This window comes from Sphingobacterium bambusae (genome assembly GCF_033955345.1).
Classification (GTDB): domain Bacteria; phylum Bacteroidota; class Bacteroidia; order Sphingobacteriales; family Sphingobacteriaceae; genus Sphingobacterium; species Sphingobacterium bambusae.
Genome location: NZ_CP138332.1, coordinates 4,108,622 through 4,126,751 on the forward strand (window position 1 = coordinate 4,108,622; position 18,130 = coordinate 4,126,751).

20 protein-coding genes and 1 tRNA gene are annotated in these 18,130 nt (G+C 44.1%); 11 read left to right on the forward strand and 10 right to left on the reverse strand.

From position 1 onward, the window contains the following. Positions 1–8: 8 nt before the first annotated feature. Genes SCB77_RS17070 through SCB77_RS17085 form a run of 4 tightly spaced genes read right to left on the reverse strand, consistent with a single transcriptional unit; the run spans position 9 to position 3,209 of the window. Positions 9–956, reverse strand: coding sequence for a glycerophosphodiester phosphodiesterase family protein (locus SCB77_RS17070; RefSeq protein ID WP_320183207.1), 948 nt, complete (start codon positions 954–956; stop codon positions 9–11). Continuing rightward, complete coding sequence (locus tag SCB77_RS17075; protein WP_320183208.1) at positions 940–1,461, reverse strand: shikimate kinase; 522 nt, start codon at positions 1,459–1,461, stop codon at positions 940–942. The genes SCB77_RS17070 and SCB77_RS17075 overlap by 17 nt, the downstream gene beginning before the upstream one ends. After that, the gene (locus SCB77_RS17080) at positions 1,461–2,660 is read right to left on the reverse strand and encodes a BT_3928 family protein (RefSeq protein WP_320183209.1); all 1,200 of its coding nucleotides are present in this window, start codon (positions 2,658–2,660) and stop codon (positions 1,461–1,463) included. Before SCB77_RS17080 ends, SCB77_RS17075 begins: the two co-directional genes overlap by 1 nt. A gap of 3 nt (positions 2,661–2,663) precedes the next feature. Continuing rightward, positions 2,664–3,209, reverse strand: coding sequence for a DUF1599 domain-containing protein (locus tag SCB77_RS17085; RefSeq protein ID WP_320183210.1), 546 nt, complete (start codon positions 3,207–3,209; stop codon positions 2,664–2,666). 118 nt (positions 3,210–3,327) lie between these two features. Here SCB77_RS17085 and SCB77_RS17090 point away from each other — a divergent pair, with 118 nt between their 5' ends. From SCB77_RS17090 to cysM, 5 genes are read left to right on the forward strand one after another with little or no spacing between them, the layout of a single operon-like run. Further along, positions 3,328–3,870 carry a DUF4269 domain-containing protein gene (locus tag SCB77_RS17090; RefSeq protein WP_320183211.1) on the forward strand — a complete coding sequence of 181 codons (543 nt, stop codon included), beginning with the start codon at positions 3,328–3,330 and terminating at the stop codon, positions 3,868–3,870. Then, positions 3,867–4,664, forward strand: coding sequence for a HipA family kinase (locus tag SCB77_RS17095; RefSeq protein ID WP_320183212.1), 798 nt, complete (start codon positions 3,867–3,869; stop codon positions 4,662–4,664). Before SCB77_RS17090 ends, SCB77_RS17095 begins: the two co-directional genes overlap by 4 nt. Further along, positions 4,642–5,025, forward strand: a complete 384-nt coding sequence (locus SCB77_RS17100; protein ID WP_320183213.1) for a DUF3037 domain-containing protein — start codon at positions 4,642–4,644, stop codon at positions 5,023–5,025. The genes SCB77_RS17095 and SCB77_RS17100 overlap by 23 nt, the downstream gene beginning before the upstream one ends. Positions 5,026–5,082: 57 nt before the next feature. Next, positions 5,083–5,892 carry a serine O-acetyltransferase EpsC gene (gene epsC / locus SCB77_RS17105; protein WP_320183214.1) on the forward strand — a complete coding sequence of 270 codons (810 nt, stop codon included), beginning with the start codon at positions 5,083–5,085 and terminating at the stop codon, positions 5,890–5,892. Then, positions 5,892–6,764, forward strand: a complete 873-nt coding sequence (gene cysM / locus SCB77_RS17110; RefSeq protein ID WP_320183215.1) for a cysteine synthase CysM — start codon at positions 5,892–5,894, stop codon at positions 6,762–6,764. The genes epsC and cysM overlap by 1 nt, the downstream gene beginning before the upstream one ends. Positions 6,765–6,777: 13 nt before the next feature. Here the strand turns inward: cysM and SCB77_RS17115 are convergent, their stop codons facing one another. Next, on the reverse strand, positions 6,778–7,464 hold the full coding sequence (locus SCB77_RS17115) for a hypothetical protein (protein ID WP_320183216.1): 687 nt from the start codon (positions 7,462–7,464) through the stop codon (positions 6,778–6,780). 101 nt (positions 7,465–7,565) lie between these two features. On the opposite strand from SCB77_RS17115, the gene SCB77_RS17120 reads away from it, so the two are divergent. Then, positions 7,566–8,483: a hypothetical protein gene (locus tag SCB77_RS17120; RefSeq protein WP_320183217.1), complete on the forward strand. Its 918-nt coding sequence runs from the start codon at positions 7,566–7,568 to the stop codon at positions 8,481–8,483. Between the two features lie 74 nt (positions 8,484–8,557). Here the strand turns inward: SCB77_RS17120 and SCB77_RS17125 are convergent, their stop codons facing one another. The 3 genes from SCB77_RS17125 to SCB77_RS17135 all read right to left on the reverse strand — a co-directional run bounded on the left by SCB77_RS17125 (position 8,558) and on the right by SCB77_RS17135 (position 10,672). Further along, positions 8,558–9,118 carry a GNAT family N-acetyltransferase gene (locus SCB77_RS17125; RefSeq protein WP_320183218.1) on the reverse strand — a complete coding sequence of 187 codons (561 nt, stop codon included), beginning with the start codon at positions 9,116–9,118 and terminating at the stop codon, positions 8,558–8,560. A gap of 63 nt (positions 9,119–9,181) precedes the next feature. Then, positions 9,182–10,516 (reverse strand): trigger factor, encoded by a 1,335-nt coding sequence (locus tag SCB77_RS17130; RefSeq protein WP_320183219.1) that lies wholly within the window; start codon positions 10,514–10,516, stop codon positions 9,182–9,184. 74 nt (positions 10,517–10,590) lie between these two features. Beyond that, positions 10,591–10,672 (reverse strand) — tRNA-Leu (locus SCB77_RS17135). Between the two features lie 153 nt (positions 10,673–10,825). Here SCB77_RS17135 and SCB77_RS17140 point away from each other — a divergent pair. The 5 genes from SCB77_RS17140 (at position 10,826) to SCB77_RS17160 (ending at position 16,000) form a co-directional block, all read left to right on the forward strand. Continuing rightward, positions 10,826–11,440, forward strand: a complete 615-nt coding sequence (locus SCB77_RS17140) for a hypothetical protein (protein ID WP_320183220.1) — start codon at positions 10,826–10,828, stop codon at positions 11,438–11,440. Between the two features lies 1 nt (position 11,441). Beyond that, positions 11,442–11,744 carry a winged helix-turn-helix domain-containing protein gene (locus SCB77_RS17145; protein WP_320183221.1) on the forward strand — a complete coding sequence of 101 codons (303 nt, stop codon included), beginning with the start codon at positions 11,442–11,444 and terminating at the stop codon, positions 11,742–11,744. 48 nt (positions 11,745–11,792) lie between these two features. After that, positions 11,793–12,278 carry a Coq4 family protein gene (locus tag SCB77_RS17150; protein ID WP_320183222.1) on the forward strand — a complete coding sequence of 162 codons (486 nt, stop codon included), beginning with the start codon at positions 11,793–11,795 and terminating at the stop codon, positions 12,276–12,278. 12 nt (positions 12,279–12,290) lie between these two features. Beyond that, on the forward strand, positions 12,291–13,769 hold the full coding sequence (gene creD / locus SCB77_RS17155; RefSeq protein WP_320183223.1) for a cell envelope integrity protein CreD: 1,479 nt from the start codon (positions 12,291–12,293) through the stop codon (positions 13,767–13,769). 137 nt (positions 13,770–13,906) lie between these two features. Further along, positions 13,907–16,000 (forward strand): S9 family peptidase, encoded by a 2,094-nt coding sequence (locus SCB77_RS17160; RefSeq protein WP_320183224.1) that lies wholly within the window; start codon positions 13,907–13,909, stop codon positions 15,998–16,000. A gap of 84 nt (positions 16,001–16,084) precedes the next feature. Here SCB77_RS17160 and SCB77_RS17165 read toward each other — a convergent pair whose 3' ends face one another. Together SCB77_RS17165 and SCB77_RS17170 are read right to left on the reverse strand one after the other, a co-directional pair. Then, positions 16,085–17,032 (reverse strand): MlaD family protein, encoded by a 948-nt coding sequence (locus tag SCB77_RS17165; protein WP_320183225.1) that lies wholly within the window; start codon positions 17,030–17,032, stop codon positions 16,085–16,087. 58 nt (positions 17,033–17,090) lie between these two features. Next, a complete protein-coding gene (locus SCB77_RS17170; protein WP_320183226.1) occupies positions 17,091–17,957 on the reverse strand; it encodes an N-acetylmuramoyl-L-alanine amidase family protein in 867 nt (288 codons plus the stop codon). Positions 17,958–18,130: the final 173 nt, after the last annotated feature.

An 18,130-nucleotide genomic window follows, 5' to 3' on the forward strand; every position in this document is an offset into this window, starting at 1 on the left:
TAGGGAAATTAATTGATGTAGGGCGAAGACAACTGCCTCTTCTGTATATAATAATCTAGCGACTGTGCCGCTTGTAAGGGTCTGTCGGTGCTTAAGATGTCGGCTCCGTTGTCCACAAATTCAGCGTAAAGCTGGTCGCCGCGTGCTTCGGCTTGCCGATCAAGATTGCCCATTGTGCCCAGAATGCATAGGATGCCGTGTTGGTGTAACAAATCGGTCAATTGTTTGTCGGCTTCTTTCGTGCCGATAAATGCAAGAATGCGCGTGTCAGGAACGTCGGCATCGTTCAGTCGAAGGAGGTCATCGGCATGTCGTATAGATGCGGATATCATGAGGTCAGGTGCCAAATTGTTCACCATAGCTGCTTGATCCACATTGTAGGTGATGATGGCCACATAAGCCTCCGCACGCGCTTTACGTACGGCATCTATCACCAGTCGGTAAGGGACGTTGCGCTTTACATCCAGCGTAAAAATTACTTTGCCAACACCCCAGCTCAATGCTTCGTCTAATGTTGGTATCTGATAGGAGGTGATGTTGCCTTGGGTATCTTTTAATTGAAAGCTTTTAAGTTCTTCCAATGTTTTACGATTCACTTTTCCCTTTCCTGTGCTGGTTCTGTCTAAGGTTTCATCATGCATCAACACCAACATGGAATCTTTGGAAAGCGCGATATCGCACTCGATGATCGCCGGCGTCTTATAGGCTATACGTTGGAAAGTTTCGATTGCGTTTTCCGGATAGTCCAAATCTGGTCCACCGCGGTGTGCGCTGATTAAGGGAACCCTGCTATCGGAATAAGTGAGGAATCGATGGAGATCGTCTACCCCTGAAAAGCGAAACACCTGGTTGTGGTTGCTAACATGTGCTAAATTCGTAGCATTGTTATTGCGAAGACAGCCGGTGTTTAGGCCGAGATAGGCAAGTGCGAGTGTAAATTTAATCCAAGTGATCATGGCTTCGTATCGATTGGGAAAGGGTTTCTACCGATGTGTTCAGTTGATCGATATGAAGCTGTGCTCGGTTGTAATAAGGTTCTCGTTGTGCCAATTTCTCTTCGATAAAGAGCAGGAGCTCTTCTCCGTTCAATCCCTTTAAGGCAGGACGATTGGCAATTTTTGATTGTTGCAGGCGTGCGTGTAGTGCTTTTGGTGTAAGATGTAGGTAAACCGCCAAGCCGTTTGCCAAGATCCAGTCCATATTGTCGAAATAGCAGGGACTTCCACCTCCTGTAGAAACAACGGCGTCTAAACCTGCCAGTTCTTTCAATACTTCGCTTTCTAGCTGGCGAAATTGATCTTCGCCATGCTTTTCAAAATATTCTGGGATGGACATTCCTACTCGATCAACAATTAGATGATCAAGATCGATAAATTTTTTCTGTAAGTGGTTGGCAAGCTTTCGCCCTAAAGTGGTCTTTCCACTCCCCATAAAACCGATAAGGAAAATAGGTTTGTTCATTATTTTGCCAAGTAATCTTTTTCCAGCTCTTCTTTAGAAGGGAAGGTAATTTTCGACCATTTTTTTATGACAACACCGTTTTGCAGTAACAACACTCCCGGATTGGAGCGTACCATGCTTTTCAACGGCACCGCATCAGCGTAGAAGGTTTCCAGCACGAGATCCATTTCCTCGTTTAGACTGTTTGCTACTTGTGCCGAACTTGCGGTTAGCAATACAGCACGGAGGTTGAAGTCTGCAGATAGATCGCGAATGGTAGTATTTATGCGGTCCAGCGCAATCATGTCTGTCGTGGAGAGCTTATCCGCGTAGGTGCTTACCACCACAAAGTTGTAATAGGGGTTGGTAATTATTTCTTGGGTAACATCATTTCCATCCGCATCAGAAATCAATAGGTCGGAAATAGGGATTTGGTATCCTTTTTTTACAAGTCGCGACGACGGTTCGCCAACGACTTCCCAGTTTTCATCTTCCCAAATGCCCGCCATATATTCTTTGTCGGTCACCTTCTTGGACTCTCCGGTAGCTTTGTTTTTTATCTCATAAATGTATTCATACACGTCACCTTGCTTGCCTTCGGGAAGCACCATCAGTGCAGGGATGTTATTGCCTTCTTTGTAGGGTAAGAAATCTAGAAGGGGCAAAAAGTAGAGAGTATAGATGCCTATGCCAATGGATAACAGTACAACGATCGTCGATAAGGTACTTCTTAACGCCCCTTTTTTCAGGATAGGGTTTATGCGGTTACGGTAGCGGAAGATAAGGAGTATAAAAACCAATAAAACAAGGTCTTTCAAGAAGGACTGCCAAGGCGTGAGTGGAATGGCATCGCCAAAGCATCCACAGGAGGTTACCACTTCGAAGAAAGCCGAATAGAAGGTAAGGAACGTGAAGAAAATAATGAGGATAAGTAATCCCCATGCAACCTTTTGCCGATGTAGCCCAAGTAAAAGGAAAGCGCCGAGGATAATCTCGAAACTACAGATCAATATCGCTATCCATGCACTGTAGTCGTTTAGAAAATCGAGATGGAAAACGTGGAAATATTCCTGCAGTTTGTAACCGAACCCGGTAGGGTCATTCGCTTTGATGAAGCCGGAAAAAATAAATAATATACCTACAAATAAACGGCTGAAGCCAAGGAGCAGGTTGCTGAGATCTGTTTTCTTCTTACGTGTTGGATTAAAGTTTGTTTCCATGTGCTAGTTTTGTTCGGCAAGACCCATTTTTATCAAGGCAAATACAGCATAGTTTAGCATATCCTGATAGTTGGCCTTTAAGCCTTCAGATACGATGGTTTGCCCGTTGTTATCTTCAATTTGTTTCACGCGGTGCAGCTTCATCAGGATCAGATCCGTCAAGGAAGAGATACGCATGTCGCGCCAGGCTTCGCCATAGTCGTGATTCTTAGCAAACATCAAATCGCGTGTTTCGTTTACTTTTTCTGCATATTTCTCGTCCACGAAGCTGTAGTCAAGCTCGTTGGAGGCTTCTTCAGGCAACTCTAATTGCATCATGGCGATGATACAGTAATTGACGATCCCTACATATTCATCCAATATACCTTCGCCGACTAGGGATACCTTTTTCACTTCCAAGGTACGGATGCGTTGTGCTTTTATGAACAGCTGATCAGTTATAGACGAAGGGCGCATGATGCGCCAAGCTGTTCCGTAGTCTTTTGTTTTCTTTAAAAATAAATCTTTGCAATAGCCGATGACCCGGTTGTATTCGGTACTTGTATCCATGTGTTGCGCGGTGTTTTGCCTGTATGTTGTCTTACAAATATAGGCAGAATATGTTATTTGGGGTAACAGGATTGCCGCACAATTTAAGAACTAAGAAAAATAAGTGTTAATTTTGGTTATGCATGCTGTACGCTTAGATAAGTTTGACAATATCGAATACCTGAACGTGGGCACGGAACAACAGCAGATAGTTTACGGCCTTTTAAGGGAAGCTAGGCTGTTCGATCTGTTGGCGCCTTATGATCCATTGCTTGTGGGCACCATACCTATTGATATTGCCATTGCATCGAGCGATTTGGATATTATCTGCTATGCGAGCGATCTAGAAGAATTCTGCCGCTTTGCTCAACAACATTTTAGCTGGCGAGAATCGTTTCAGCTATCGAAGTCGATCATTAATATGGTTCCTACCATACTTGTTCACTTTATGTTAGCTGGTTTTGAGGTTGAGTTATTTGCACAGGACGTTCCGTCCAAATTACAGAACGGATATCGGCATATGATCATAGAATACGAAATTTTGTCGCACCATGATGAAAACTTTAGGCAGCAGATTCTTGCGTTAAAAGTTGCAGGCGTAAAAACAGAACCTGCTTTTGCCCAACTATTGGGGCTGAAAGGAGATCCCTATGAGGGCTTACTTAATTATAAAAATGTATGAACGTATTTAAACCGGAGATTCGCGAGGTACAAATCACGCGCTATGTCCAACCCTTTCGGGAAGGGGGATCACTTCCCGCTTTGGTAGATGCCGATGATGGTTTTAGCTATGTCATCAAGTTTCGTGGCGCTGGCCAAGGACGAAAGGCGTTGGTGGCCGAGCTCATCGGTGGCGAACTAGCTCGCTTTTTAGGATTGCGCATGCCCGAAATGGTGTTTGCAGAATTGGACGAATCCTTCGCTCGCACAGAACCTGATGAAGAAATACAGGATTTATTGCGTTTTTCCGTAGGGAAAAATTTAGGTGTGCATTTCCTGAATGGAGCCATCACCTTTGATGCCAATGCCGATAAAGTGGACGCCTTGGAAGCCTCTAAAATCGTGTGGCTGGATGCATTGTTGATGAACGTAGACCGCACGGTGCGCAACACCAACATGTTGATGTGGCATAATGAACTGTGGTTGATCGATCATGGAGCATCATTGTATTTTCACCATGCTTGGGACAATTGGGAAGAGCAGTTGGCCAAGCCATTTGTGCAAATTAAAGACCATGTATTGCTGCGCTACGCATCGCAGGTCGAGGAGGTCGATCGCGCATATCGTTCCTTGTTTACCGAAGAAAACATACGTAATGTGCTCGATTTGATCCCCGATGAATGGCTCGTAGACGAAAGTCGGGAGCTCGATGCGGAGGCTGCTCGAGCGGTTTATCTTTCCTTTTTGCTGGGGCGTGTTGCACATGCTGATAATTTCATTAAACAGATAGAAGATGAGCGAAAGAACCGTTTATGAGTATGCCGTGGTGCGCGTGGTACCACGTGTGGAACGGGAAGAATTTATTAATGTTGGGGTAGCACTGTATTGTAAAAAGCAACGCTACGCTGATGTAAAGCTTTTTGTGGATGAGGCGAAATGCAAAGCCTTGTATGCTGATGTTGATTTAGCATTGATCCTACGGCATTTGGATTCTTTCAAAAGGATCTGTGTTGGTGATAAAGGAGCGGGCAAGCTTGCCGAACTGGAACAAGCAGAGCGTTTTCGTTGGTTGACGGCAAAGCGCAGCACCTTAATTCAGTGCTCGGTGCTGCACCCCGGACTATGCGTTTCTGCAGAAGAAACCCATCAAGCGCTTTTTGATAAATTAATCCTATAGAAATAGTAGGTTTTCTTAAAAGGAATCTTAAATTTGACAGGAGAGAAGACGGAGAAAATGAACGAATTTTATCAACATATATTCCAGAAACAACGCGAAGTACAGGATATGCCAAGCAACTCGCGTATAGCAGACTGGGCTAAGCATGTTCTGCATTTGCTGTTTCCGGAGAAGCATGCCGCCGACTTTTTGACGGTGGACGATGTCCGCAAGGCTTTTGAAGAAGCGGAGGAAGAGCTTTTCGCTTTATTGCAGAAAACTAAAGCCTGTTCGCATTGCGATAACCGGTTGATTGCTCGAGAGTTCTTTGAGGCGTTGCCTGGCATTTATGCAGTGATGCTTACCGATGCGGAAGCCATCATGGAGGGCGACCCTGCAGCTAAAAGCCTGCGGGAGGTCATTCGTACCTATCCGGGGTTCAACGCTATTTGTGTTTATCGCTTGGCGCATGAATTGTGGAAGGCCGAGGTGCCCTTGATACCTCGCATTTTGACGGAACATGCACACTCTAAGACCGGTATCGATATACATCCCGGCGCGCAAATCGGACAGTATTTATATATCGACCATGGAACGGGACTCGTGATCGGGGAGACTTGTATTATAGGTAACCATGTGAAGCTCTATCAAGGTGTTACGCTGGGAGCATTAAGCGTGGAGAAGAGCATGGCCAACACGCAGCGTCACCCCATCATCGAAGATAATGTTATTATTTATGCCGGAGCCACCATTTTGGGAGGGCAGACGGTCATTGGTCATCATTCGGTTATCGGTGGAAACGTATGGCTTACCTCTAGTGTAGACCCCTATACCACTGTTTACCATCAACCCAACTCTAAGTTTATTGACTCAAAACCGCTCGCATAATGGGAAATTTAATCGATACGATCGGCAATACGCCACTGGTTGAAATTACTTCGTTTCATCAGAATCCGAAGGTGAAGATCTTTGCAAAGATGGAAGGTAATAATCCTGCAGGCTCTGTGAAGGATCGTGCCGCACTTAATATGATTCGATCAGCACTCGAACGTGGAGAGATCACAAAGGACGCTAAACTCATTGAGGCTACATCTGGTAATACAGGTATAGCCTTGGCTATGATTGCAGGATTGTATGGGCTTGATTTGGAATTGGTGATGCCTTCGACTTCAACGAGAGAGCGCACATTGACGATGGAAGCTTATGGCGCAAAGGTAACTTTGCTCGAATCGATGGAGGTGTGCCGAGATTATGCAGAAGAGAAAGCCGCGACGGGCGACTATTTTATTTTGAACCAGTTTTCCAATCCGGATAACTACGGCGCTCATATCAAAACCACAGGTCCTGAAATCTGGCGAGACACTGCCGGAAAGATTACACATTTTGTGAGCGCCATGGGTACAACAGGAACTATTATGGGCTGCTCCATGTTTTTGAAAGAAAAAAATCCGGATATACAGATTGTAGGTTGCCAACCTACCGAAGAATCATCGATACCGGGGATCCGTCGCTGGCCCGCAGCATACTTGCCAAAAATATTTGACGCATCGCGCGTGGATACGGTTATTGATATTGCACAGTCTGACGCCACCGCCCGTGCACGTGAGCTGGTGCGTAAAGAAGGAATATTTGCCGGTATGAGCACAGGCGGAGCCTTTCATGCTGCACTATCTATCGCTAACCGTATCGAAGAAGGGGTGATCGTCTTTATCGCCTGCGACCGCGGCGACCGATACCTCAGTTCGGATCTATTTGCGTAGTAGACCTGAGCTATTACTTATCGCGACTCCATATCTCGTGAATGGGGTCGCCCTTGGAGCTAAGGCCGCTATGGTGCCAGGCTCCATCTTTAAGCGCTCCTTCAAAGGAAAGCTGTGCACTCACACGTGCGTTGTCTCGGGAGAAGAATAGTATGTGTTCCGTGTATTGGCCTCCGTTGAAGGTATACTGTCCACCACCTGTGCCATAGAACCCTTTTTCGGCCGGATTGATAGCAATCCATTGAAAATATCCATCCACGAGTAATTTTATTGTTTTCCGATCCCCTCTTTGAATCTCAGTCATCTTGTCACCCTGTTTACGACCTGTAATCCGCCATAAGCCATCGAGGTCCTGTTTTTTGCTCGGTTCTTTGATCCAAGAGGTTCCGTCTTTACCCTTCATTCCCGTTGCATCGGCATGGATAGGTATGGTGAGTGTTTGTCCAACACTTTCGGCATCAGCATCGTTGTATTCCACTTTCACATTCAAGGATTTTCCGTTAAATGTAAAAGGACCACCAAAGGTCGATATGTATTGCTGTTGTTTGTAATGTGTTTGCGAGCAATAACCGTCTACAAATAGCCAAACAATTTTCTCGTCGCCCTTTGTTGTACTGTATACGCCGGAAAGCTTGTTCTGCTGCGCAAAGACGAGTAACATAGCACCCAGTAAAACGATTGTTGATAGTGCTTTTTTCATGATTTATATGTATTGGTGTATTTAAAAATAGGAAATTATAGGCGATGTTCCTGCTTTAATTTTTATCTTGTGAAGAGCAATACAAACTGAAAGGGAATGCTATGGTACGTAAAATTGTGACTTTTACCTTGTTTTTGTTGAATCTAGTGGCTTCGGCACAATCTCAAAAACTATATCTTTTTGTAACAGCGGATAGCTTGAAGCAGGGTGTAAGAAATCAAGAAGGCGCTGTTGTTATTCCTGCTGATCACCCGGTTATAGGCTATTGGTCAGCGGATGAACTGATTGCCGATTCCATCATCGATTTTTATGGCATGCCTCACGGAGAACAGCCCGATTTTGATTCGCTGAGACCTGCTTACACGGCGAATACCACATTTGATCGTTCGGGTAAAGTGCTGTATCATCCTTTTTTCTTTGACAATGGAGCTGACTATATTCAGGAAGGTACACGGCGGTATGTGGATCGCAAGACAGGAAAGATGGGCTTGGTGCATCCCTACGGAAAGGTGCTGATTCCAGCTTTGTATGATTTTATCAGCCCTTTGCATGATGGTTACCTCATGGCCTATAATGGCGTGCAACGCCAAACTGAAGCAGGGGGGGAGCATTGGCGTATTGTTCCAGATCCAAAAAAGAAATATGAAGCTTTTGTGTTGAACAAAGAAGGTAAAAAAGTAAAGGGACGGATGAAAGGTAGTCAGGATGCCACACTGCAATGGGCTTCTGATTCTTTATATTATCCCGATTTTTATCGTGCTGTAGATGTCAAGGAAGAGAAGTTACTGGCCCGTGTTCAGCAGGATCCCGATGTACAGCGCTTATTTGCAGGAGCAGCAACGGATGCTCCCTACTACATTCTCGAGCGTCCGACGGCCGCTTTTCCTTACTATATTATCGGCCATTCACAACAGTATTCGTTCAGCTACGTCGCCGTTGACGAGCATGGTGCACGCTATCATTTTGATTACTACAAGCCGATGATGCCGTTGAAGGCCTACCTTAAATCGATCCAATAGGCATACTACTGTTGGATACTTTGTATGTTGAACACGCTGTTGCTGGAGTAGTGCCTAGTCATGGAGCGCTATTGCTAAGCCCAATATTGGAGATGAAGCATCTCTTTCCCGAAAATATTTTTTTGCTCGACTTCTCGAAAACCGATTTGAAGGTACAGCTTTTTTGCTCGAGGATTTTCTTGATCGACGAGCAATCCCAAGATGCCATCCTGTTGTTTGCAGTAGAGATCAATGGCGTAAAGCAGTAGGATTTTGCCTATACCTTTGCCACGGGCTAGCGGAGAAACCGCTAAGCTGTCCACATATACTTCGCCGGCTTGGGTTTCGAGTGCAGGGTCGATATGATGGCCGTATTCGTTTGCAAGAACGTTCAGCACGGGCGCCCGTAGTTGTAAGATGGCTGCACCCGGGTAGCAGCACAGTTGCCCTAAAAGGATGCCATCTTCTTCTGCAACAAGAATGTTTTCATACGAATATTGGTTGCCCGGTTTACGTATCAAGGAGGTGAGGAAAGCATGCGCTTTTTGTGTGTCCGCTTCTCCGATGAAATAAAATACAATGTCCTGCATGGCATGCAACATTAATGTTGCCAGCGCTTGAGCTTCTTCAGGTCTAGCCTTTCTAATATGTATCATATGCCCTTAAAACTAAAAAGGCTACCCCAAAAGGTAGCCTTACTATTTTATAATTACTAATACTTACTTTTCTAGTTTTTCGAAATCTACGTACGTGATTTCTTCTGGGTTCAAGCTTACGTTTTCTTTCAAGTAGTCGAATACTTTCAAGGCTTTCGCTTCTTCAAATAAACGGTTCGCTTGCTCTCTGTCTTGTAGCAATTGCATAGCGAATTGATTCAATTGCTCATCGGTAGGCTCTTCGTTGATGTTGTACATCTTGATTTGAGCATAGATACGCTCTTTGGCCAAAGAGATAACCTCGTCATACTTCACCTCTAGGCTATTCGCAGTAACGATGCGGTTTTCGATGATCGTCCATTTTAGGTTGCTCAAGAAATCTGCAAATCCTTCTTCCAATTCCTCATCGGAAATATTAGGATTTGTTGCTTTCAACCATTTTTTCAAGAAGGTTTCTGGAAAGGCAACGTCAACTTTATCCATACCATACGTATAGATATCGTTACGTAATTTCTGATCAGAATTTTGCTTAAACAAGTTTTCTACTTCCTCTTTAACTTTGGCTGTAAACTCTTCCTCTTTGGTTACTTCACCTGCAGGGAACAACTTGTCAAAAAACTCCTGATCTAGATCAGACTCTTCTAAGCGGTTGATGTTTTTAACCGAAAGCTCAAACTTAGTAACATCCAAATTTGTTGCTTCTTCTTCTGTGATACCTAAGATGCGAGCAATATCAGCAACTTTGAATGCTTTTTTTACATCGATTTTTACGGTATCATCTTTTTTCAAGCCTACTAAAGATTTTTTTACTTTAGCATCTTCGATGATATCGGTACGTACTGAAGTCGTTTTTTCAATACCTTCTTCTTTTTCTTGCTTCAAGGTAGCATACAACACGTCACCTTCTTCAGAAACTTCCGGATTGGTCATTTTACCGTAGCTGCGACGTAGGTTTTTTACACGCTCAGCAAGAGTAGCATCGTCCGCTTTGATATCGTAAGCCGTAAAGGCTGTCTCTTTGGAGAATGGTGTTTCGAAAGCTGGTGCTAAACCGATCTCGTAGTTGAAAGCAAATGTATCTTTGAAATCCCAGCTGTAGTTTGCATCAGCATCACTTTCTACAGGTAGGGGTTGGCCTAAAACTTCAAGTTTGTTCTCACCAATATATTCAGCAATTTTGTCGTTAACCAATTTATTGATCTCATCAAACAAAATAGACTTTCCGTAAGTACGTCTGATATGGCCAGTAGGTACCATTCCTGGACGAAAACCAGGTAACTTCGCTTTCTTTGCCTGCTCTTTGATAGCTTTATCTACCGTAGGATTGTAATCCTCGGGTGTTAACTCAACGTTGATTTTTGCGTTGACATCGTCAACTTTTTGGTGTGAAATATTCATACTCTCGTTTAGCTTTTACGCATTTTTCAAAAAAAAATCCTCCCGAGTTTATTAAGTTCGGGAGGACATCCAAGTGCGGAAGAAGGGACTCGAACCCCCACGCCTTGCGGCGCCAGATCCTAAGTCTGGTGCGGCTACCAATTACGCCACTTCCGCAGTTATTAGGACTTTTATTGTGGCACAAAGATAGGAACGGAAACTATATTCTGCAAGTATTTTTTGAAAATATTTTTAAAAAAATAACAAAATAAAAATAGCTCTTGCATAAGTCTTTTATATTCATTTACTTTGAAACACAAAGTTCTTTGTATGGATCAGAAAGATTTAATAAAAGAAATAGGACACATCCGTTCCATCATGGAAAAGTCCTCTAAATTTCTCTCAATATCGGGGCTATCGGGCGTATTGATGGGTATGTACGCACTGGTTGGAGCTTTCTTTGCCTACCAAAAAGTGTATGGCTTAGGCGGCTTTACTTATCGTCATCATTATGTGACGGATGAAGGTATCGTGTCTTACCTCGGTATACTTGCCGTATTGGTCCTTGTTTTTTCATTGGTCACGAGCGTACTGATGGCAAAACGAAAGGCAAAGCGATTGAAGCAGGTTATATGGAACCCGACCAGCAAAGCGATGCTGATTGCGATGGCACTGCCTTTGGTTACGGGCGGATTGTTGGCTATAATCTTTGTTTGTAAAGGGTATCTTGCGCTCATTGCGGCTACCTTATTGATCTTTTATGGCTTGGCGCTTGCCGCAGGTAGCGTCTACACCTTTAAGGAAGTACGGTGGTTAGGTATCTTGGAAATAGCTTTAGGATTGCTAGCTTTGCTGTTTCCCGGTTACGGACTTTGGTTTTGGGTGGTTGGCTTCGGCTTGCTGCATATCATTTATGGTTTTATAGTTTACAAGAAATACGAATAAGGTGGGGTTGGATCTCTCTCTATACAACAAGATTTTTGAAAATAGGCTTCGTTTGCAGATTATGGGCGTGCTCTTGGCAAATGAAGACTACGACTTTAGTTCGCTGAAGGAACTCTTGGAAGCTACCGATGGCAATCTAGCTTCCAATCTGAAAACCTTGGAGAAGGAGGGATACATCACGGTGGAGAAAAGCTTTGTCGATCGGAAACCGCATACACGGTACAAAAAGACAACGAAGGGGCAGAAAGCATTTGCTGATCACCTGACCGCACTCGAAAATTTGATAAAGCAGCAGTATAAATAAATTTTTTTGTTCATCAACTTTGTAATTCAAAGTACTTTTTAAATATTTATGAAGACGATTCGACTACGTTTGATGATGGCCCTATATGATGGATCATCGCGCTTATATGCGCAGTTGTTCAAGCGCCATAAAAAGCCTTGGGGTATCAGTAAGATGGCTTTTTTAGCTTATCCTTCAGGCACCTTGGGGGCAGCTTTAGGCGAATTTTATGCCCATAATGGCTTCGATGTGATGCCTAAGCTGGAAAACCATGATGTTTTTCATGTGCTCACAGAAACTGGAACCGCCATCCAGGATGAGATTGCGATGCAATATCTACTGTTGGGCAATGGGAAGATCAGCCTGTATCTGCTGGCTATGATTGGGATTGGAACCAGCCTCTATCCTGAGCACTTTCGCTACTTTGTACAATCTTTTCGAAAGGGAAAAGCTTGCCAGCCCTTTCATGGGCTGGAGTTTAGCCATCTTTTGGAACATCCGCTAAGCATGCTGCAAGGTATGCTCATTGCTAAAAACGCTACTATTCACTTTTAACTAATAATTGTCATGGAACATAAAAATCAACCCTATTCTCCTATGCCGGAGATACCTTCAACATCGTTAATCGATCGTTTATCATCGTCTATCGTACTTAAGCTTTTTGTGATGCTGGTACTTGTTTTATTCCTGCTCATTCCCTTGTCTTGGGTTCAGGATTTGATCGCAGAACGTAGCGGTCGGGAAGCGGAAGTAGGAAACGAGATTTCCAGCAAATGGGGCGGACCACAATTGGTGTCTGGCCCGGTGATTGGGATTCCCTATCGTTACGCGCAGCAAGTAAATAGAACAGGTGCCAATGGAAAGCTCGAAACGGAAAATTATTGGGAAACGGATTATGTCTTTCTCACGGCCGATCAGGTTAAGGTCGAGGCCACTGTTGATCCGGAGCTTCGAAAACGGGGAATTTACCAAACGGTCGTTTACAACGGCGCGTTGCAGATGCGCGGTAGTTTCGGCGAGATCGATTTAAAAAAGCTGAATATAGCGGCAGAAGATGTGCAATGGCAGGATGCAAAACTGTTTTTAGGACTCAGCGACGTGAAAGGTCTAAAGTCGGCACCTAAGCTACAATGGAATGGGCAGGCCTCTTCTTTCCAGATTGGAAGCGGAGAGGTAGCTCTTTTTGAACAGAATATGTCGGTGCCCGTTGATCTGTCCTCGGGATCCACAACGGGATCTTTCACCTTACATATTGATATCCGAGGGTCCAAAGCCTTGACCATCTTTCCTACGGCGGAAGAGACCGCAATAGCTGCTAAAGGGACGTGGCCAAATCCGAGTTTTGATGGCGGATTTTTGCCCGACGAAAGAGAAGTAGGTGAGCAGGCCTTCTCCGCCAACTGGCAGGTTCCGAGCTTCTCTCGCAAATTTCCTCGACAATGGACCGGAGCCAAACGCGCTTTATATGAGAGGCTTCCCAACGGTGAAGATTTTCCATTACCCAAAGTCGTTGCAGATGGGCAAACAGTGAGTTCCTCCGATATGGCGACCTTATCGGGCCTGCAAGATATGGTACAGATCAATTTTTTGGAGTCTGTCAATAATTACCAGAAAACAAGTCGAGTGGCTAAATATGCGGTACTCGTTATCCTTCTGACCTTCACATCGCTTTTCTTTACCGAAATACTTAAGAAGCAACGCGTACATTTGATTCAATACATATTGATCGGATGCGCGATGGTCTTATTCTATTCCTTGTTATTGGCCATTGCTGAGCATTTAGGCTTTAACTGGAGTTACCTAATCTCTGCTCTGGCAACTATTGCGTTGATCAGTTCGTTCATTTTTGGTATCACCAAGGATCGTAAGTTGGGGATTTATTTCAGTGGTATCTTATCCTTGTGCTATGCTTTCATCTTTTTCCTATTACAGTTGCAAGACTATGCATTGATCGTTGGCACCGTTGGTGTATTCATTATGTTGGCCTTGCTTATGCGGTTTTCATTGAAGATCAACTGGTATCAATTTGAGCGCCGTTCGGCTTAATGTTTAGAAATTAGCGTCCATGGTTCGTTTTTTTGTTCATTTGCGGGTCTATTTTACCTTTGTGCGCATGTTGGATCGGCAGCGATTTCGGGATAGGCATTTGATTTCTTAACTTGCAGGCATCTAACACAAACAATATGAATAAAATTTCTGCTTTGGCTTGTGCCCTGTTGCTGAGCTCATCCTTGCTGGCACAACATGCGCCTGAGAAAAGGATTAATAGAACATTGATTACGAATAAGATTTACGATGTGGGAGAAGAACGAATGACGCCAGAGAAATTATGGGCGCTTGGCCGTGTGTCTGCTGAAGGCCTATCGGCCGATGGCAAGTCTGTTGTATATGGCGTGTCAAACTATAGCTTGGGCGAAAATAAGTCTGAAAAAAACCTATATGTCGTGCCGGTAAATGGTGGTTCGGCGGTGCAGTTTACGCATGAGGCTGGCGCGGAGTCGGTGCTACAGATTACTGCGGCGGGCGATGTGCTCTATTTGCTAAAGGGGCAGCTGTGGAGTAAACCTTTGTCTGGAGGAGAAGCTAAGCAGCTGACGGACATAGCGGAGGGTTTGGAGAACGTCAAATTATCTCCCGATGGGAAACACATTTTGTTCAGTCGTCCGGTTTTGGTGAACACGTATCACAGTGTGGATAAATATGCGGATTTGCCGAAGTCCAATGTTTATATTTATGACGATTTGGACTATAGGCATTGGGACAGCTTTAACGATGGACGTTTTAACCACCCCTTCGTCGCGAGCTATGATAATGGGAAGATAGGCGAGCCGTTGGATCTTTTGGCTGGCGAAGCTTTTTACAGTCCACAGGCGCCCTTCGGTGGTGCGGACGATTTCGCCTGGTCGCCGGACAGTAAAGCGGTGTTGTATGTTTGTAAGAAAAAATTTGGTAAAGAATATGCCGTCAGTACCAATACGGACATTTACCGCTACGATCTTGCGACGAAAGAAACCACCAACTTGACAGCAGGCATGGCTGGGTATGATACACATCCGGTTTATAGTCCTGATGGACAAAAGTTAGCTTGGCTAAGTATGAAGACAGATGGGTTTGAAGCTGATAAAACCGATATTGTGATTTTCGATCGTAAGTCGACGCGTCGTTTAAACCTGACAGCTTCTTGGGACGGCACTGTAAATTCGTTTATTTGGAGCCGGGATGGTCGTAAGTTGTACTTTACGGCTCCCACCAAGGGTACGGTGCAGCTGTTTGAAGTTGCGCTGACTCCTAGTAAAAAGGATGCCGGCTTTACCGTAAAACAGATCAGTGAAGGACAATTTGATATTGGTGATATCGTTGCTGAGCTTGATGGCCAGCTGATCGTAACCTCGACAACCTTGACACGTGCTGCCGAGATTTATAGCTATGACCTGAAGAAAAAGTCATTGCGTGCAATAACAACGGTCAACGATGCCGCTTACGCTAAGATTGCCAAGACAAAAGTAGAAGGCCGTTTTACAAAGGCTACTGATGGGGCCGATTTGTTTTCGTGGGTGATCTATCCGCCGAATTTCGATCCAAATAAAAAATACCCAACCCTTCTTTTCTGCCAAGGCGGTCCTCAAGCGGCCACAACTTTAGGCTACTCGTTCCGTTGGAACTTCCAGTTGATGGCCTCGCAGGGTTACATTGTTATTTTGCCAAATCGGCGCGGTATGCCGGGCTGGGGCGTCAAATGGAATCAAGATATTAGCAAAGATTGGGGCGGACAACCTATACGGGATTATTTATCGGCTATTGACGATTTGGCAAAAGAACCTTATGTTGATAAGCAACGTATTGGTGCGGTAGGAGCCAGTTATGGTGGCTACTCGGTATTTATGTTGGCCGGTGTACATGAAGGACGTTTTAAGTCGCTTATCTCGCATTGCGGATTGTTTGACATGACCTCATGGTATGGCACAACGGAAGAGCTGTTTTTTGCTAATTATGATTTGGGTGGCCCATATTGGGATAAAGCAAACGAAAAGACCTACACGGAGTTCAACCCTATCAAACATATAGATAAGTGGGATACGCCAATCCTGATCTTCCAAGGAGGAAAAGATTTTCGTGTGCCTATTGGGCAAGGCCTTGAAGCTTTTCAGGCCGCACAATTGAAACAGGTGAAAAGCCGACTCGTTTATCTCCCTGAAGAGAACCACTGGGTGCTGTCTGGGCAGAACGCACAAGTGTGGCAACGCGAATTCTTTGGTTGGTTAAAAGAAACCTTATAGCCTTCGGTCCAAGTGAAATAAAAAAGCTTCTCGAATTTTCGAGAAGCTTTTTTTTATGCTTAACAACCTATATCGTGAAGCGATCTACTTGGTGTCCTTTTTACCGAATATACTTAGTCGGATGTATTTGCCGGGACGTTCTTTGACGTCTTTGATCAGCCCATCTAGTTCTGCAGAAGCGCTATTCAGGTTGTTGTATAATTGCTCGTCGTGCAGCAACAGACCAATAGAACCTTCTCCATTATTAATTTTAGTTGTGATAGCTTGCACATCTTTCATCGCCTGATTGGCATTGTCGATGGTCGCCTTTATCTCTGTTTTCGACAGGTCGTCTGAAAGGTGGTCAAGATTAGCTAGGATGTTGTTAATCTTCGCATTGTTGCTCTTGAAGTTGTTTGTTATAGATTCTAGATTTTGCATGATTTTAGCCAATCGTGCTTTTTCAGAGCCCATTAAACCCTCAACATCGCTGGTGATCCGCTCCATATTGTTGAGGGAAATGGAAATACTGTGTAAGCTACTTTTAAAATCACGTTGAAACTCGTCATCTAGCGCGGTATTAACGGCGGAGAGAACGGAATCCAGTTTGACAACCAAATTTTCGACTTTCTTTTGTAAAGGTTCTACTTTCTCCAGCAGATTGGCCTGCACATCGGATAACAGCGGGTCGCCATCTTTGGCCATGGTGGTACTATTCCCTAGCTCAAAAACAATCGCTTTACTGCCTAACAAATCGGCACTGACAATGCGCGCCACAGAATTAGAAGGAATTTCGTAATCATTCTTAATCTTGAAGTGCGTCCTTATTTTGCCGTTGCCTAAAAGCTCCATCTTCGAAACCCGTCCAATCTGGTATCCATTCACGACAACAGGTTTGGAAGCCGTTAGTCCGTCCACATTGTCGTAATCCGTATAAAACTCATTTTCAGAGCTGAATACATCATTTCCTTTCAAAAAATTGTAGCCTATAAATAAGAGCGCGAGGGCAGCGACAGTGATGATGCCAACTTTTGTTTCGTTAGATACTTTCAAAATGTGGTCCGAATATTTAATTTTCTATGCAATAACAACAAACTAATGTACTAAATGTTTAGCGTTCTGTCGCTGTTTTATATGTTTTTATTGCATTAAATAGATTTGTTACAATTTCGCTCTGTCCGGCCGTAGACAACATATATTCCTCTTCATCGGGGCTGCTGATAAAACCAATTTCGGTTAATACCGAAGGCATTCCTGCGGTAGCCAACACCGCAAGAGACAATTCTTGTACGCCACGATTGACACGAGAAGACTTGACAAACTCATCCTGCATGTTGGAAGCAAGCTTGATGCTCTCTCTTCGGAATTGATTCTTCATCAGTTGAAAAACAATCATACTAGAAGGGTCTTTAGGATCAAATCCACCGTAATTGTCCTTGTAGTTGTCTTCAAGGAGGATAGATGCATTCTCGCGGATAGCCACATCTTGGCTGCCCAACCTATTAAAACCACATACGAAGGTTTCCGTTCCTCGTACCGAAGGGTTTCGTACGGTGCTGGTAACATAGCGACCTTTCTTGTTTTTTACGCGGCGGTCGCTGTCTGCTGAATTACAGTGGATGGAAATAAAGAGATCTGCTTTATTTTTGTTAGCGACTGCAGGACGCTCATATAAGGGGATAAAAACATCTGTTTTTCGGGTGAATATGACCTGTACCCCTGGCATCTCATCTTCTATTTTCTTGCCTAGCTTAAGCGCAACACTGAGGGCTACGTCTTTTTCATTCGATTGTCGGCCGCGTGCTCCTGCATCATGGCCACCATGTCCAGCATCCAATACAATGGTGCGTAACTTTTGAGCTGATCCCTGTGCCTGTTCTTTTCTTTCAGGAGGAGGGGTAGCCGAAATGGTAAGGGTTAACGTAAAAATCGCTGCAACAAATAAACTCCATCTTTTTACATTTAAATTTTTCGTCATATGTATAATATCCTAGTATATCTTCGTTTAATTAGTGTGCAAAAATAGCGTAAAATTTTATTTTCCTTATTCGTGTTCATAGGTCACGCTTTCTAAATCTTTTTTGACTATTTTTGCCGGAAGAAAGTTTAAATTCAAACAAAAATAACATTCGTAATTTACATTGAAGGCGT